The sequence below is a fragment of the Enterobacter sp. BIDMC93 genome, from assembly GCF_001037805.1.
Lineage (GTDB): Bacteria > Pseudomonadota > Gammaproteobacteria > Enterobacterales > Enterobacteriaceae > Enterobacter > Enterobacter hormaechei_C.
This window is the reverse complement of sequence record NZ_KQ089962.1, coordinates 3,992,088-4,007,681: the sequence shown is the minus strand read 5'-3', so window position 1 is coordinate 4,007,681 and position 15,594 is coordinate 3,992,088. Positions and strand designations below refer to the sequence as shown.

The window sequence follows — 15,594 nt, the reverse complement described above, 5'->3', positions numbered from 1 at the left end:
AATATTTGTTGTCAAGGTGTAATGGAACCGGTAAAAGCGGCTAATATTTAAAGGGATGGGTGACACCTTAGCGTTGTCGGAGGAGTGATTTCATGATGATACGTGAACAGATAGAAGAAAAATTAAGGGCAGCGTTCAACCCTGTGTTTCTCGAAGTTGTCGACGAAAGCTATCGTCATAACGTGCCGGCAGGTTCTGAAAGCCACTTTAAAGTGGTTCTGGTCAGCGATCGCTTCACGGGAGAACGTTTCCTGAACCGACACCGCTTGATCTACAGCACCTTGACGGAAGAACTCTCCACAACCGTACATGCGCTGGCGCTGCATACCTACACCATTAAGGAATGGGAAGGGCTACAGGATACGGTATTCGCATCACCGCCTTGTCGGGGTGCAGGCACCATCGCCTGATAAATCGGATTTGCAACCGCCGGAGTTTTTCCAGTATGTTGCTTACAGATTTCGTCAAAACGGCCTTCAGGCCGTTTTGTTTTGTCTGAGTTTTGAGCGGATGGCGCGTTTTTAAGGCTAAAAATAGCCTTAAAGTGTGAAAAAAGCCGCAGCAACATGCTCCAACCGTTCTCGACTCACCTAAGTGATGCCGCTATAATGCCGCGTCTTATTGAATGTCTTCGGGATGATTCTGGCGACAGGGAATGTGAATCTGCACATAAGAGAGCATCCCGGTATAACAGACAGATTCAGAGTTGACCGAGCACTGTGATTTTTTTGAGGTAACAAGATGCAAGTTTCAGTTGAAACCACTCAAGGCCTTGGCCGCCGTGTAACGATTACTATCGCTGCTGACAGCATCGAAACTGCTGTGAAAAGCGAGCTGGTCAACGTAGCAAAAAAAGTACGTATTGACGGCTTCCGCAAGGGCAAAGTACCAATGAATGTTGTTGCTCAGCGTTATGGCGCTTCCGTGCGTCAAGATGTGCTGGGTGAACTGATGAGCCGCAACTTTATCGACGCGATCATCAAAGAAAAAATCAATCCAGCCGGCGCGCCGAACTACGTTCCAGGTGAATACAAGCAGGGCGAAGACTTCACCTACTCCGTAGAGTTCGAAGTGTACCCGGAAGTTGAGCTGAAAGGTCTGGAATCTATCGAAGTTGAAAAACCGATCGTTTCCGTGACTGACGAAGACGTTGACGGCATGCTGGATACCCTGCGCAAGCAGCAGGCGAACTGGAAAGAGAAAGAAGGCGCTGTTGACGCGGAAGACCGCGTAACCATCGACTTCACCGGTTCTGTAGACGGCGAAGAGTTCGAAGGCGGTAAAGCGTCTGACTTCGTACTGGCGATGGGCCAGGGTCGTATGATCCCAGGCTTCGAAGACGGTATCAAAGGCCACAAAGCGGGCGAAGAGTTCACCATTGACGTGACCTTCCCTGAAGAATACCACGCTGAAAACCTGAAAGGTAAAGCAGCGAAGTTCGTTATCAACCTGAAGAAAGTGGAAGAGCGCGAACTGCCAGAACTGACTGAAGAATTCATCAAGCGTTTCGGCGTGGAAGATGGTTCTGTTGCGGGCCTGCGTACCGAAGTGCGTAAAAACATGGAGCGCGAGCTGAACGGCGCTGTACGTAACCGCGTGAAGTCTCAGGCGATTGAAGGTCTGGTGAAAGCGAACGACATCGACGTTCCTGCTGCCCTGATCGACAGCGAAATCGACGTTCTGCGCCGTCAGGCTGCACAGCGCTTCGGTGGCAACCAGCAGCAAGCGATGGAACTGCCACGCGAGCTGTTCGAAGAGCAAGCGAAACGTCGCGTTGTTGTCGGCCTGCTGCTGGGCGAAGTGATTCGTACCCACGAGCTGAAAGCTGACGAAGAGCGTGTGAAAGGCCTGATCGAAGAGATGGCTTCTGCATACGAAGACCCATCAGAAGTGATCGAGTTCTACGGTAAGAACAAAGAGCTGATGGACAACATGCGCAACGTCGCACTGGAAGAGCAGGCTGTTGAAGCGGTACTGGCGAAAGCGAAAGTGACCGAAAAAGAGACCTCTTTCACCGAACTGATGAACCAGCAGGCGTAATTTCGCCCCGACGGTTTAAAGTTTGAACAAAAAACCCGTTGCCCTCCGGCGACGGGTTTTTTTTATCACAGCTTTAGTCCTGGAAGGGTGCTAAAACGCCCTTTCAGTGTTAGCGTTACAACAAAACGTTGTTATGCTTGAAATAGGGCATGACGACCCCCATTAGTATGTAATCACGATGATTGAGACTGGCTGATAATCCGTCCATAAGGTTACAATCAGTACAGCAGGTGTTTTCAATTTTGAACCAGGAGACGGAAATGTCATACAGTGGCGAACGAGATAACTTTGCACCCCATATGGCGCTGGTGCCAATGGTTATTGAACAGACCTCACGCGGTGAGCGTTCTTTCGATATCTATTCCCGTCTGCTCAAGGAACGCGTTATCTTTCTGACCGGCCAGGTGGAAGACCATATGGCTAACCTGATCGTGGCGCAGATGCTGTTCCTGGAAGCGGAAAACCCGGAAAAAGACATTTACCTGTACATCAACTCGCCAGGCGGTGTGATTACGGCGGGCATGTCAATTTATGACACCATGCAATTCATCAAGCCGGATGTCAGCACCATCTGTATGGGGCAGGCGGCGTCCATGGGTGCTTTCCTGTTAACCGCAGGGGCGAAAGGTAAGCGTTTCTGCCTGCCTAACTCCCGCGTGATGATTCACCAGCCGCTGGGTGGTTACCAGGGCCAGGCGACGGATATTGAAATCCACGCCCGAGAAATTCTGAAAGTAAAAGCGCGCATGAATGAACTTATGGCGCAGCATACGGGTCAACCTCTCGAGCAGATCGAGCGCGATACCGAGCGCGATCGCTTCCTCTCTGCACCAGAGGCAGTTGAGTACGGCTTAGTCGACTCCATTTTGACCCATCGTAATTGATGCCCGCGACGCGAGTGTGCCGCTATACTAAGGTAGGGCGGAACGTTGCCTGTAAGCAGCTTGCGTCTGAGAATGGCATTTGCGTCGTCATGTGCGGCACATAGAACTTAAAAAGAGGTTTGGACTCATGACAGATAAACGCAAAGATGGTTCGGGCAAACTGCTGTACTGCTCTTTTTGCGGCAAAAGCCAGCATGAAGTGCGTAAACTGATTGCCGGGCCGTCCGTGTATATCTGCGACGAATGCGTCGATTTATGTAACGACATCATTCGCGAAGAGATTAAAGAAGTCGCGCCGCACCGTGAGCGCAGCGCGTTACCAACGCCACACGAGATTCGCCACCACCTGGACGACTATGTCATTGGTCAGGAGCAGGCGAAAAAAGTGCTGGCGGTGGCGGTATACAACCACTACAAACGTCTGCGTAACGGCGATACCAGCAATGGCGTAGAGCTGGGCAAAAGTAACATTCTGCTGATCGGGCCTACGGGTTCTGGTAAAACCCTGCTGGCGGAAACGCTGGCGCGCCTGCTGGATGTTCCGTTCACCATGGCGGATGCCACCACCCTGACCGAAGCCGGTTATGTGGGTGAAGACGTTGAAAATATTATCCAGAAGCTGCTCCAGAAGTGCGATTACGACGTACAGAAAGCCCAGCGCGGGATCGTCTATATCGATGAGATCGACAAAATCTCCCGTAAATCAGACAACCCGTCGATCACCCGTGACGTCTCGGGCGAGGGCGTGCAGCAGGCGCTGCTGAAGCTGATCGAAGGTACGGTTGCGGCTGTTCCACCGCAGGGTGGACGTAAACATCCGCAGCAGGAATTCTTGCAGGTTGATACCTCCAAGATCCTGTTTATCTGTGGTGGTGCGTTTGCAGGCCTGGATAAAGTGATCTCTCACCGTGTGGAAACCGGCTCCGGCATTGGTTTTGGCGCAACGGTGAAAGCCACGTCTGAAAAACCAAACGAAGGCCAGCTGCTGGCGCAGGTTGAACCGGAAGATCTGATCAAATTCGGTTTGATTCCGGAATTTATCGGCCGTCTGCCGGTTGTGGCGACCCTGAACGAACTGAGCGAAGACGCGCTGATTCAGATCCTGAAAGAGCCGAAAAACGCGCTGACCAAGCAGTATCAGGCGCTGTTTAATCTGGAAGGCGTTGAGCTGGAATTCCGTGACGAAGCACTGGACGCGATTGCCAAGAAAGCGATGGCGCGTAAAACCGGTGCCCGTGGCCTGCGTTCTATCGTAGAAGCAGCATTGCTCGACACGATGTACGATCTTCCTTCTATGGAAGACGTTGAAAAAGTCGTGATCGACGAGTCCGTCATTGGTGGCCAGTCCAAGCCGTTACTGATTTACGGTAAACCGGAAGCGCAGCAGGCATCTGGCGAATAATTCACCATTTCATACAATCAGTTAATCAAAAAGGGGGGATTTTATCTCCCCTTTACTTTTTCCGTATTCATGGCGTTGAATGTATGGGAAACATCCCCATATACTGGATTACATGTTAATGGTTGTGTGAAGCACAGTTACATGACCAGTTTACCTGGCGGACACTAAACTAAGAGAGAGCTCTATGAATCCTGAGCGTTCTGAACGCATTGAAATCCCCGTATTGCCGTTGCGCGATGTGGTGGTTTATCCGCACATGGTCATACCCTTATTTGTAGGGCGGGAAAAATCTATCCGTTGCCTCGAAGCCGCCATGGATCATGATAAAAAAATCATGTTGGTCGCGCAGAAGGAAGCATCAACGGATGAGCCGGGTGTAAACGATCTTTTCACCGTCGGGACCGTGGCCTCTATTTTGCAGATGCTGAAGCTGCCAGACGGCACCGTGAAGGTGCTGGTGGAAGGCTTACAGCGTGCGCGTATTACCACTCTGTCAGACGATGGCGAGCACTTCTCTGCGAAGGCAGAGTACCTTGATTCACCGGAACTTGATGAGCGCGAACAGGAAGTGCTGGTACGCACCGCGATCAGCCAGTTCGAAGGCTACATCAAGCTGAATAAGAAAATCCCACCTGAAGTGCTGACGTCGCTGAACAGCATCGACGATCCTGCACGTCTGGCGGATACCATCGCTGCGCACATGCCGCTGAAGCTTGCCGACAAACAGTCCGTGCTGGAAATGTCCGACGTTAACGAACGTCTGGAATACCTGATGGCGATGATGGAGTCTGAGATCGATCTGCTCCAGGTTGAGAAGCGCATTCGCAACCGCGTCAAAAAGCAGATGGAAAAATCGCAGCGTGAGTACTATCTGAACGAGCAAATGAAAGCCATTCAGAAAGAGCTCGGCGAGATGGACGATGCGCCGGATGAAAACGAAGCGCTGAAGCGTAAGATCGACGCGGCGAAGATGCCGAAAGAGGCGAAAGAGAAAGCCGAAGCTGAGTTGCAGAAGCTGAAAATGATGTCTCCGATGTCGGCAGAGGCGACCGTCGTGCGCGGCTATATTGAGTGGATGGTGCAGGTTCCGTGGAATGCCCGCAGCAAGGTCAAAAAAGACCTGCGTCAGGCGCAGGAAATCCTCGATACCGACCACTACGGCCTGGAACGCGTGAAAGACCGCATTCTTGAGTACCTCGCGGTACAGAGCCGTGTGAACAAAATCAAAGGTCCAATTCTGTGCCTGGTAGGGCCTCCAGGCGTGGGTAAAACCTCTCTGGGCCAGTCCATCGCCAAAGCGACCGGACGTAAGTATATCCGTATGGCGCTGGGCGGCGTACGCGATGAAGCGGAAATCCGCGGTCACCGCCGTACCTACATCGGTTCTATGCCGGGCAAGCTGATCCAGAAGATGGCGAAAGTGGGGGTTAAAAACCCGCTGTTCCTGCTCGATGAGATCGACAAAATGTCTTCGGACATGCGTGGCGATCCGGCGTCGGCGCTGCTGGAAGTGCTTGATCCAGAACAGAACGTGGCGTTCAGCGATCACTACCTGGAAGTGGACTACGACCTGAGCGATGTGATGTTCGTGGCGACCTCCAACTCCATGAACATTCCGGCCCCGCTGCTGGACCGTATGGAAGTGATCCGTCTCTCCGGTTATACCGAAGATGAGAAGCTGAACATTGCTAAGCAGCACCTGCTGCCGAAACAGATTGAGCGTAACGCGCTGAAAGCCAACGAGCTGACCGTCGAGGACAGCGCGATTATTGGCATCATTCGCTATTACACCCGTGAAGCGGGCGTTCGTAGCCTCGAGCGTGAGATCTCTAAGCTGTGCCGTAAGGCGGTGAAACAGCTGCTGCTGGATAAGAGCCTGAAGCACATTGTGATTAACGGCGACAATCTGCATGCTTACCTTGGCGTTCAGCGCTTCGACTACGGTCGTGCGGACAACGAAAACCGCGTTGGTCAGGTGACCGGTCTGGCATGGACGGAAGTGGGCGGCGATCTGCTGACCATCGAAACCGCCTGTGTCCCGGGCAAAGGCAAGCTGACCTACACCGGTTCACTGGGTGAAGTGATGCAGGAGTCCATCCAGGCGGCGCTGACCGTGGTGCGCGCGCGTGCGGAAAAACTGGGTATCAACCCGGATTTCTACGAAAAACGCGACATTCACGTTCACGTTCCGGAAGGGGCGACGCCGAAAGATGGCCCAAGCGCGGGTATTGCCATGTGTACGGCGCTGGTTTCCTGCCTGACAGGGAACCCGGTTCGTGCTGATGTGGCCATGACCGGTGAAATTACGCTGCGTGGTCAGGTACTGCCTATCGGCGGGTTAAAAGAAAAACTGCTGGCGGCACACCGCGGTGGGATCAAAACCGTATTGATCCCTTACGAAAATAAACGCGATCTGGAAGAGATTCCGGACAACGTTATTGCCGATTTGCAGATCCATCCGGTGAAACGCATTGAGGAAGTTCTGACTCTCGCACTGCAAAATGAACCGTCCGGAATGCAGGTTGTAACCGCAAAATAGTGACCTCGCGCAAAGAGCGCCAATAAAAACAAGGCTGGTAAGTCATTTCGTACTTGCCAGCCTTTTTTTGTATAGCTAATTTAGATTGCTGATTGGGTTAGCCATCAACAACGGGTGTTGTAAGGTCATAGCAGGACTGATATAACTGCTGCGCGGTCGCGCTGTGAAGGATTCAGGTGCGATATAAATTATAAAGAGAGGAAGAGAACAGTGAATAAATCTCAACTGATTGACAAAATTGCTGCGGGTGCTGATATTTCTAAAGCTGCAGCGGGACGTGCTTTAGATGCTTTAATTGCTTCTGTTACTGAATCTCTGCAAGCTGGGGACGACGTTGCACTGGTAGGCTTCGGTACTTTTGCGGTTAAAGAGCGTGCAGCCCGTACTGGCCGCAACCCTCAAACCGGTAAAGAGATCACCATTGCTGCCGCTAAAGTGCCGGGTTTCCGTGCAGGTAAAGCGCTGAAAGACGCAGTAAACTGATTGCTTTCCCGCTCCAGGGAAGCTGAAAAGTACAAGGGCGCATCGTTTGATGTGCCTTTTTTGTTTGTCCAGACCTGATTTGTGCGAGTTTATGCGAGTTGTGGGCTGACAATTGCCCTGTTTTCTTGTCACAATACGCCTTTACGCGCGACGGTCAGGATTTTCCGTCAGCGTCAGGTAACCAGTCACCTACAGCGGAGTGTTGTTACACCATGATGGACAGCTTACGCACGGCTGCTAACAGTCTCGTGCTCAAGATTATTTTCGGTATCATTATCGTGTCGTTCATATTGACCGGTGTGAGTAGTTACCTCATCGGCGGTGGCGCGAACTACGCCGCAAAAGTGAATGGCCAGGAAATTAGCCGTGGGCAGTTCGAGAACGCTTTTGCTGGTGAACGTAACCGCATGCAGCAGCAACTGGGCGACCAATACTCTGAACTTGCAGCCAACGAAGGCTATATGAAAAACCTGCGTCAGCAGACGCTGAACCGCCTTATCGACGAAGCGCTGCTGGATCAGTACGCGAAAAGCCTGGGTCTGGGCATCAGCGATGAGCAGGTTAAAAAAGCCATCTTCTCGACGCAGGCTTTCCAGTCTAATGGGAAGTTCGACAACGCGCGTTACAACAGCATTGTTAACCAGATGGGTATGACGGCTGACCAGTACGCTCAGGCGCTGCGTAACCAGTTGACCACGCAACAGCTGATCAACGCGGTGGTGGGCACCGATTTCATGCTGAAAGGCGAAACTGAAGAGCTGGCGGCACTGGTGGCGCAGCAACGCGTGGTGCGTGAAGCGACGATTGATGTCAACGCACTGGCAGCGAAACAGCAGGTTAGCGACGCTGAAGTTAATGCTTACTACGAGCAAAACAAGAACAACTTCATCTCTCCGGAACAGTTCCGCGTAAGCTATATCAAGCTGGATGCAGCTGCGATGCAGGAAAACGCGACTGACGCCGAGATCCAGTCTTATTACGACCAGCATCAGGATCAGTTCACTCAGCCGCAGCGTAACCGTTACAGCGTGATCCAGACCAAAACGGAAGCAGAAGCGAAAGCCGTGCTGGACGAGCTGAACAAAGGCGCTGATTTCGCCACCTTAGCGAAAGCAAAATCCACCGACATTATTTCTGCCAAAAACGGCGGTGATATGGGCTGGCTGGAAGAGTCCACTACCCCGGACGAGCTGAAAAATGCAGGCCTGAAAGAGAAAGGCCAACTGTCTGGTGTAATCAAATCCTCCGTTGGTTTCCTGGTGGCGCGTCTGGACGATATTGTGGCGGCGAAAACCAAGCCGCTGGCTGACGTTCGTGATGATATCGCTGCGAAAGTGAAGCAGGAGAAAGCGCTGGACGCCTTCTATGCTCTGCAACAGAAAGTGAGCGATGCCGCAAGCAACGACAATGAATCACTGGCGGGTGCTGAGCAGGCTGCTGGCGTTAAAGCGGTTGAGACGGGCTGGTTCAGCCACGAAAACCTGCCGGAAGAACTGAACTTCAAACCAGTTTCAGATGCCATTTTCAATGGTGGTCTGGTCGGTGAGAACGGTACGCCGGGCAGCAACTCAGACATCATTACCGTTGACGGTGACCGAGCGTTCGTACTGCGCGTCAGCGAGCACAAAGCCGAGGCAGTGAAGCCCCTGGCGGAAGTGAAAGATCAGGTGGTGGCGCTGGTCAAACACAACAAAGCGGCACAGCAGGCAAAACTGGATGCAGAGAAAATTCTGGCCGATCTGAAAGCCGGTAAGAACGATGCGCTGAAAGCGGCTGGCCTGAGCTTTGGCGAAGCAAAAACGCTGAGCCGTACCGGTCAGGATCCTGTCAGCCAGGCGGCGTTTGGCCTGAGCCTGCCGGCGAAAGACAAACCTGTCTATGGTACCACGACCGATATGCAGGGTAATGTGGTGCTTCTGGCGCTGGATGAAGTAAAAGCCGGTACGCTGCCAGACGCGCAGAAGAAGGCCATGGTTCAGGGAATTACCCAGAACAATGCCCAGATTGCTTTCGAAGCGATGATGAGCAACCTGCGTAAAGAAGCCAAAATCAAACTGGGTGATGTGGTCACTCAGGAGCAATAATTACGTATCTGCTCGCAGATTTTCGTAACGCTCTGCAAAAACTAAAGGCCGCTTTCGCGGCCTTTTCCATTTCTGCAATCTGTTGTTTGTCCCTGTTTTCCCGTGCGGTTATCGTGGCGTGGCTGTCAACAAACAAGGAGAAAACAGCATGAAATGTGGAATCAAAGCACTGTTAATTACACTGGCTATTGCCACTTCCGGGATGAGTGCGGGCGCGCTGGCGGCGTCCCCCTCGGTTAAAGCGCAGGCCGCACAAAACCAGGCCGATGCAACGTTACAAGGTCATGTTAAAGCCAACGCGACGGTCAGCACGAAAGCCATTGAGGACGAGGGTACGCGGGTCAGTATCAATACTGCCTCTGCGGACGATCTTGCCCGCGTTATGAATGGCGTGGGTCTAAAAAAAGCGCAGGCCATCGTCAGCTATCGTGAAGAGTATGGCCCTTTCAAAACCCTTGACGATCTCAAGCAGGTGCCGGGTATGGGCAGCGCGCTGGTTGAGCGCAATCTCGCACACCTGACGCTGTAATCGCGTAATCACTTGCACTGCGGCAAAAATTTGCCAGGATAAAGAGGTCATACCAGTTATGACCTCTGAACCTATAACAACGTAAGGCTATTGCGCTATGCAGACACAAATCAAAGTCCGTGGTTATCACCTCGATGTTTACCAGCACGTCAATAACGCCCGCTACCTTGAATTTCTTGAAGAGGCGCGCTGGGACGGCCTGGAGAACAGCGAAAGCTTCCAGTGGCTGACCGCACACAACATCGCGTTTGTGGTCGTCAATATCAACATTAACTACCGCCGCCCGGCTGTGCTGGGGGATGTGCTCACCGTGACCAGTGAGGTCCAACAACTGAATGGCAAAAGTGGTGTATTGAGCCAGGTCGTTATGCTGGAGCCAGAAGGGCAGGTGGTGGCCGATGCGCTGATCACCTTTGTCTGTATCGATCTCAAAACCCAGAAAGCGTTGCCGCTGGAAGGGGAGTTGCGCGAAAAGCTGGAGCTGATGATCGCGTAAGAAATGTTCAGGGATAACTGTGCTGTCGACACTTACCGTTCGACAGCACGGTCAGGTAGCCCTTATTTCAGCCCGGTCTTTTTCTGCATCGCGGCCATCACGCCCGCTTTATCCGCAAAATAATGATTCAGACCGTTCGCGCGCAGGTTACAGGCGGCACACTGCCCGCAGCCGTCCCCTTTAATGCCGTTGTAGCAGGTCAGGGTCTCGTTGCGAACAACATCCAGCTTGCCCCAGTAGTCGGCCAGGGCCCAGGTTTCAGCCTTATCCAGCCACATCAGCGGCGTTTCGAAGCGGGTCTCTTTTGCCATTCCCAGATCGACAGCGTGATTGAGTGCTTTCACGAATTCATCCCGGCAGTCCGGGTAGCCAGAGAAGTCGGTCTCACATACGCCCGTGATCACCGCTTCGGCTTTCACCTGGTAGGCATAGATCGCCGTCAGGGTCAGGAAGAGAATGTTGCGGCCCGGTACGAAGGTGTTCGGAATGCCGCTGGCATCCGGTTCGTAATCAGGCACCGGAATGCTGTCGCGGGTGAGGCTGCTGACGGCCAGTTCATTTAACAGCGTCACGTCCAGCACTTTATGAGCGCGGGCGCCCAGTTTGAGGGCCAGTTCACGAGCGACATCGATTTCAGCGCGATGACGCTGACCATAATCAAAAGTGACGCAGTGCACTTCATCATACTGGTGAAGCGCCTGAATTAGGCAGGTGGTGGAATCTTGTCCTCCGCTGAACACGACGACGGCACGTTTCATAGATCATCTCGACAGTTACAGTAAAAGCGTCATGTTAACGCCTGGCTAAAGCGGCGACCAGCTTCTTCACGCGTTTGGGGGAGGAAGCCAGGCTTCGGTGAAGTCAAACCAGCCGCGAGTGTTAAGGCGTATGCCGTTGACGCCCGGAGGCGCGCTGATTTGATACTGGTAGTTAAAGAGCGGCGTCAGGACGGCTGTCTCCATTAACCGGCTGAATATAGCCTGAAGTCCTGCGTGTCGGTCACGTTCGTCGGCCTGCGTCTGCACCGCATCCAGCGTGGCCTGCAAATGGGCGTATGCCGGTGCGCTCAGCAGATGCGGCCAGAGCGCATCGCAGCGGAGCCACTGCTCAAGCGTGTACGCTGGCGCTTCGCCAATCAGTCTGTCTCCCATCATGATGTCTGCATCGGCAAGCTGCTGGCACCCGTCCCACGTTTTGGCGTCGTGAAAGATGACGGTCAGTTCACAACCCTGCCGCGCAAGGTATGCTTTTAACTGGCTGGCCATGGTGTGAAGCTCAACCGGCAGGTGGTAGACGAGCGTCAATGCCTCTGGCAGCGCAACGTCGGTTAAATCAGGCCATTGGGGGATCGCCCAGCCGGGAAGCAGTTCCTCGGTAGGGGTGATGAGCCCTTCGTTCAGGGGAAGCGTGTGCAGCAGCGTTGAGAGATGAATGATATTAATCAGCCGCTTTGCCTGAAGTTCGCTCAGACGTGGGCTCTGTTTCAGCGTGAGGTAGCAGAAACCCAGACTGGTGCTGTTACTCACCAGCCGCAGGCTGGCCAGCTCGTCGGCCTCGCCAATGGCGATTTGCACCGGGTGGCGACAGCTGGTGCCCAGACTGTAGTCAAAAAGCTGGGGCGTGATCCAGTACTCGATAGCCTTAAGCAACGGATGGCCAAGGTGATACTGCTCGTGGCTTTCCAGACGCACCAGTTCAGGCTCAAAAACGCTCAGTCGAAAGGGACCGCTGCCCACCACGGGGTAATCGGGATGCGCCAGACGGCTACAGTAGGTTGCCAGCCTGTGCGCCAGCCAGTAGTCAGGTTGATGGAGAATAAACGTCAGGCACTGCGGATGCGTGGTTTCGATACGTAAGACGCTGCGGAAAAGCGTGCCCATGCCGGGCTGCGATAACAGCGCCGTCAGGCTTTTCCGGAGCTGTGCCGTCTCTATTTTATCGCCGTTATGCCAGTGCAGGGTGGAGCGAATGTAGAAATGCCAGCGCAGGCCGTCAGCGGAGATTTCCCAGTGATGCGCCAGATCGCCCGTGGGTTCACTGCTGTTACCATTAAAACGCGTCAAACCAGAGAATACCTGTCCCGCCAGATGCTGCTCCGCCCGGCCAGGGAGAAACCCTGGCTGGAGCGGCTCCAGCGAGCGATAGTAGGGAATACGCAGCGTCGGCGTATCGTTCTGCCACTGCCCGCCCATAAACGGATGCAGCAGCGATCGCAAATCTTCAGGCGCGAGCTGGGCCAGCTCCAGCGCGTTGTGCTGCTGTCCACTTTTCAGGGCCTCTTCCATCATCGTATTACGCAACGAGTCCGGGGTGACGTGAAAGCGTAATTCCCCACGCTTACCTCGTCCGGAGCGGGCGTGCCAGCTTAGCCAGCCCGCCTCCTGCGCCTGGCGCAGCAGGGTGCGAACATGTCGCTCGCTGCAAAAGCAGCGGCTGGCAAGTTCACTGATGGTAACCTGCTGCGGTGCGCCGGCGGAGGGGTGCCACAGACGCTGATACTGGTTAAGACGATTAAGCTGGCGCATGAAAAACCCGGAACAATAATTATCATCTATTCACTATTACTTCCGTATATCTCACGTAATACTGATGCACAAGTTAACCGCATCACATTTCGGGAGTAATTATGGCTCGGCTCGCTGCATTTGATATGGACGGCACGCTGTTAATGCCGGATCACCGTTTAGGGGAGAAAACCCTGAACACACTTAAGCGCCTGCGCGAGCGTGAAGTCACCCTGACGTTTGCCACTGGTCGTCATGTTCTCGAGATGCGCCATCTGCTGGGAACATTTGCCCTCGATGCGTTCCTGATCACCGGCAACGGGACGCGCATTCACTCCGTCGACGGCAATATGCTGCACCGTCAGGATCTGAATCCGGAAGTGGCGGACATTGTCCTGCACAGCACCTGGGATACGCAGGCCAGCGTGCATGTTTTTAATGATGAAGGCTGGTTTACCGGGCGTGAGATCCCGGCATTGCTGCACGCTCACGTTTACAGCGGCTTTAAATATCAGCTTATCGATTTGCGCCGCATTCCGGCACACAAGGTGACCAAGATCTGCTTCTGCGGCGATCACGACGATCTCTGCCGCCTGCGTATTCAGCTTAATGAGGCGCTGGGCGACCGGGCGCACCTGACCTTCTCGGCGGTGGACTGCCTTGAAGTGCTGCCGGTGGGCTGTAACAAAGGATCTGCGCTGGCGGTGCTGAGCGATCATCTGGGGCTGACGATGCAGGACTGTATGGCCTTTGGTGACGCCATGAACGACCACGAGATGCTGAGCAGCGTGGGTCGTGGACTGATTATGGGGAACGCGATGCCGCAACTTATCGCCGCGCTCCCGCATTTACCGGTTATCGGACACTGTCGTAACGAAGCGGTGTCCCATTTTTTGACGCATTGGCTGGACAAAAATAACCTCCCATATTCCCCCGAATAGTGAGACCCTTCCAGCAAGCCAGGCTAAAGCCTGGCTTTTTTTTATTTCACCAGCTGTGAAATCTGCGCTTTCCACGGTTCTACATCGCCAATATTGGCCTGTACCCATTCTGCGTTGTAATAGGTGTCCAGGTAGCGCTCCCCGCTGTCGCACAGCAGCGTGACGACAGAGCCGGTACGGCCTTCTTCGCGCATCCTCGCGGCCAGCTGTAGCGCGCCCCACATATTGGTGCCGGTGGAAGCCCCGACTTTACGGCCAAGCTGTGTCTCCAGCCAGTGCGCCGTCGCGACGCTGGCGGCGTCCGGCACGCGGAGCATCTCATCCACAACGTCCGGAATGAACGAGGGTTCGACGCGCGGGCGACCAATCCCTTCGATCTTGCTCCCCACGGGGCTGCGCAGGCTGGCATCGCGGGATTGCCAGTAATCGAGGAACACCGAGTTTTGCGGGTCAACCACCATCAGCTGCGTATCATAACCCTGACAGCGGATATAACGTCCGATGGTGGCGGAGGTTCCGCCCGTGCCCGCGCTCATGACAATGTAAGAGGGAACAGGATGCGGCTCGTGGGTCATCTGGCGGAAAATGCTGTCCGCAATGTTATTATTGCCGCGCCAGTCGGTGGCGCGCTCGGCGAAGGTAAACTGGTCCATATAGTGACCATTCAGTTCGCGGGCCAGCATTTCGGAGGCCGCATAGATTTCGCAGGCGCTTTCCACAAAGTGGCAGCGTCCGCCGTAAAATTCGATCTGTTCGACTTTACGTTTCGCCGTGCAGGAGGGCATCACGGCGATAAACGGGAGGCCCAGCAGGCGGGCAAAGTAGGCTTCGGAGACGGCAGTTGATCCGGACGACGATTCAATAATCGTGGTGCCTTCTTTGATCCAGCCGTTACATAAACCGTATAAAAAGAGTGAACGCGCCAGGCGATGCTTCAGGCTGCCGGTAGGATGGGTGCTTTCATCCTTCAGGTAAAGCTGAATGCCGGGAAATCCAGGCAGAGGCAGGCGGATCAAGTGGGTGTCTGCCGAGCGCTGATAGTCGGCATTTATTTCGCTGATGGCATGTTTAACCCAGGTGCTATTCATCGTAGTTATCCGTTTGTCATTTTGTGCCCAGCATAGCGAAAAGCACAGAAAAAATTGTTGCTATCTGACCTTTAAAATAGAATGTAAGGAGAATAATTTTCTCTTCGAGGTGGCTATGTTAGATAAAATTGATCGTAAGCTGCTTTCTTTGCTGCAAAGCGACTGCACCCTCTCTTTGCAGGCGCTGGCAGATGCCGTTAATCTGACCACCACACCGTGCTGGAAGCGCCTCAAGAAGCTGGAAGATGATGGCATTCTGCTGGGACGCGTGGCGTTGCTGGATCCCGAAAAACTGGGGCTTGGACTGACCGCCTTCGTCCTGATAAAAACGCAGCATCACAGTAGCGAATGGTACTGCCGCTTCGTCACCCAGGTTTCCGACATGCCCGAAGTGCTCGGCTTCTGGCGCATGGCGGGGGAATACGACTATCTGATGCGCGTTCAGGTGGCAGACATGAAGCGCTACGATGATTTCTACAAGCGGCTGGTCAATAGCGTACCAGGCTTGTCCGATGTCACCTCCAGTTTCGCCATGGAACAGATTAAATACACCACAGCGTTACCCATTGAATAACTTCTTAAAATACCTTCAGGAAAAGACCGC

At 53.7% G+C, this 15,594-nt stretch carries 14 protein-coding genes; 11 read left to right on the top strand and 3 right to left on the bottom strand.

Annotation, left to right across the window (positions count from 1 at the left end):
* The first annotated feature begins 92 nt into the window (after positions 1-92).
* The 9 genes from bolA (at position 93) to SK58_RS18745 (ending at position 10,457) form a co-directional block, all read left to right on the top strand.
* Positions 93-410 carry a transcriptional regulator BolA gene (gene bolA, locus SK58_RS18785; protein WP_003859051.1) on the top strand — a complete coding sequence of 106 codons (318 nt, stop codon included), beginning with the start codon at positions 93-95 and terminating at the stop codon, positions 408-410.
* Between the two features lie 331 nt (positions 411-741).
* On the top strand, positions 742-2,040 hold the full coding sequence (gene tig, locus SK58_RS18780) for a trigger factor (RefSeq protein ID WP_015571277.1): 1,299 nt from the start codon (positions 742-744) through the stop codon (positions 2,038-2,040).
* A gap of 260 nt (positions 2,041-2,300) precedes the next feature.
* Entirely contained in the window at positions 2,301-2,924 is a 624-nt protein-coding gene (gene clpP / locus SK58_RS18775) for an ATP-dependent Clp endopeptidase proteolytic subunit ClpP (RefSeq protein ID WP_006809880.1), read from the top strand.
* Positions 2,925-3,051: 127 nt separating this feature from the next.
* Positions 3,052-4,326, top strand: coding sequence for an ATP-dependent protease ATP-binding subunit ClpX (gene clpX, locus SK58_RS18770; RefSeq protein ID WP_015571275.1), 1,275 nt, complete (start codon positions 3,052-3,054; stop codon positions 4,324-4,326).
* Positions 4,327-4,510: 184 nt separating this feature from the next.
* Entirely contained in the window at positions 4,511-6,865 is a 2,355-nt protein-coding gene (lon, locus tag SK58_RS18765; protein ID WP_014882775.1) for an endopeptidase La, read from the top strand.
* A gap of 210 nt (positions 6,866-7,075) precedes the next feature.
* Positions 7,076-7,348 (top strand): nucleoid-associated protein HU-beta, encoded by a 273-nt coding sequence (gene hupB, locus SK58_RS18760; protein WP_002444653.1) that lies wholly within the window; start codon positions 7,076-7,078, stop codon positions 7,346-7,348.
* A 212-nt stretch (positions 7,349-7,560) separates the two neighbouring features.
* Positions 7,561-9,432, top strand: a complete 1,872-nt coding sequence (ppiD, locus tag SK58_RS18755; protein ID WP_015571274.1) for a peptidylprolyl isomerase — start codon at positions 7,561-7,563, stop codon at positions 9,430-9,432.
* Positions 9,433-9,580: 148 nt separating this feature from the next.
* Positions 9,581-9,961, top strand: a complete 381-nt coding sequence (locus SK58_RS18750) for a helix-hairpin-helix domain-containing protein (protein WP_015571273.1) — start codon at positions 9,581-9,583, stop codon at positions 9,959-9,961.
* 97 nt (positions 9,962-10,058) lie between these two features.
* The gene (locus SK58_RS18745) at positions 10,059-10,457 is read left to right on the top strand and encodes a YbgC/FadM family acyl-CoA thioesterase (protein ID WP_015571272.1); all 399 of its coding nucleotides are present in this window, start codon (positions 10,059-10,061) and stop codon (positions 10,455-10,457) included.
* Between the two features lie 62 nt (positions 10,458-10,519).
* On the opposite strand, the gene queC is transcribed toward SK58_RS18745, so the two are convergent.
* Together queC and SK58_RS18735 are read right to left on the bottom strand one after the other, a co-directional pair.
* Positions 10,520-11,215: a 7-cyano-7-deazaguanine synthase QueC gene (queC, locus tag SK58_RS18740; protein WP_015571271.1), complete on the bottom strand. Its 696-nt coding sequence runs from the start codon at positions 11,213-11,215 to the stop codon at positions 10,520-10,522.
* A gap of 66 nt (positions 11,216-11,281) precedes the next feature.
* A complete protein-coding gene (locus SK58_RS18735; protein WP_015571270.1) occupies positions 11,282-12,982 on the bottom strand; it encodes an SgrR family transcriptional regulator in 1,701 nt (566 codons plus the stop codon).
* A gap of 101 nt (positions 12,983-13,083) precedes the next feature.
* Here SK58_RS18735 and cof point away from each other — a divergent pair, with 101 nt between their 5' ends.
* Positions 13,084-13,902 carry an HMP-PP phosphatase gene (gene cof, locus SK58_RS18730; protein ID WP_017383195.1) on the top strand — a complete coding sequence of 273 codons (819 nt, stop codon included), beginning with the start codon at positions 13,084-13,086 and terminating at the stop codon, positions 13,900-13,902.
* 41 nt (positions 13,903-13,943) lie between these two features.
* On the opposite strand, the gene SK58_RS18725 is transcribed toward cof, so the two are convergent.
* Positions 13,944-14,990: a PLP-dependent cysteine synthase family protein gene (locus SK58_RS18725; RefSeq protein ID WP_017694408.1), complete on the bottom strand. Its 1,047-nt coding sequence runs from the start codon at positions 14,988-14,990 to the stop codon at positions 13,944-13,946.
* A gap of 115 nt (positions 14,991-15,105) precedes the next feature.
* Between SK58_RS18725 and SK58_RS18720 the strand changes: the two genes are divergently transcribed.
* A complete protein-coding gene (locus tag SK58_RS18720) occupies positions 15,106-15,564 on the top strand; it encodes an Lrp/AsnC family transcriptional regulator (RefSeq protein ID WP_015571267.1) in 459 nt (152 codons plus the stop codon).
* Positions 15,565-15,594 lie beyond the last annotated feature (30 nt).

Bases quoted from the DNA above. Each gene is read 5' to 3' on its own strand.
- ppiD (WP_015571274.1), top strand. From the start codon at position 7,561: ATGATGGACAGCTTACGCACGGCTGCTAACAGTCTCGTGCTCAAGATT.
- bolA (WP_003859051.1), top strand. From the start codon at position 93: ATGATGATACGTGAACAGATAGAAGAAAAATTAAGGGCAGCGTTCAAC.
- SK58_RS18745 (WP_015571272.1), top strand. From the start codon at position 10,059: ATGCAGACACAAATCAAAGTCCGTGGTTATCACCTCGATGTTTACCAG.
- queC (WP_015571271.1), bottom strand. From the start codon at position 11,215: ATGAAACGTGCCGTCGTCGTGTTCAGCGGAGGACAAGATTCCACCACC.
- clpP (WP_006809880.1), top strand. From the start codon at position 2,301: ATGTCATACAGTGGCGAACGAGATAACTTTGCACCCCATATGGCGCTG.
- cof (WP_017383195.1), top strand. From the start codon at position 13,084: ATGGCTCGGCTCGCTGCATTTGATATGGACGGCACGCTGTTAATGCCG.
- lon (WP_014882775.1), top strand. From the start codon at position 4,511: ATGAATCCTGAGCGTTCTGAACGCATTGAAATCCCCGTATTGCCGTTG.
- SK58_RS18725 (WP_017694408.1), bottom strand. From the start codon at position 14,990: ATGAATAGCACCTGGGTTAAACATGCCATCAGCGAAATAAATGCCGAC.
- SK58_RS18720 (WP_015571267.1), top strand. From the start codon at position 15,106: ATGTTAGATAAAATTGATCGTAAGCTGCTTTCTTTGCTGCAAAGCGAC.
- SK58_RS18750 (WP_015571273.1), top strand. From the start codon at position 9,581: ATGAAATGTGGAATCAAAGCACTGTTAATTACACTGGCTATTGCCACT.
- clpX (WP_015571275.1), top strand. From the start codon at position 3,052: ATGACAGATAAACGCAAAGATGGTTCGGGCAAACTGCTGTACTGCTCT.
- tig (WP_015571277.1), top strand. From the start codon at position 742: ATGCAAGTTTCAGTTGAAACCACTCAAGGCCTTGGCCGCCGTGTAACG.
- SK58_RS18735 (WP_015571270.1), bottom strand. From the start codon at position 12,982: ATGCGCCAGCTTAATCGTCTTAACCAGTATCAGCGTCTGTGGCACCCC.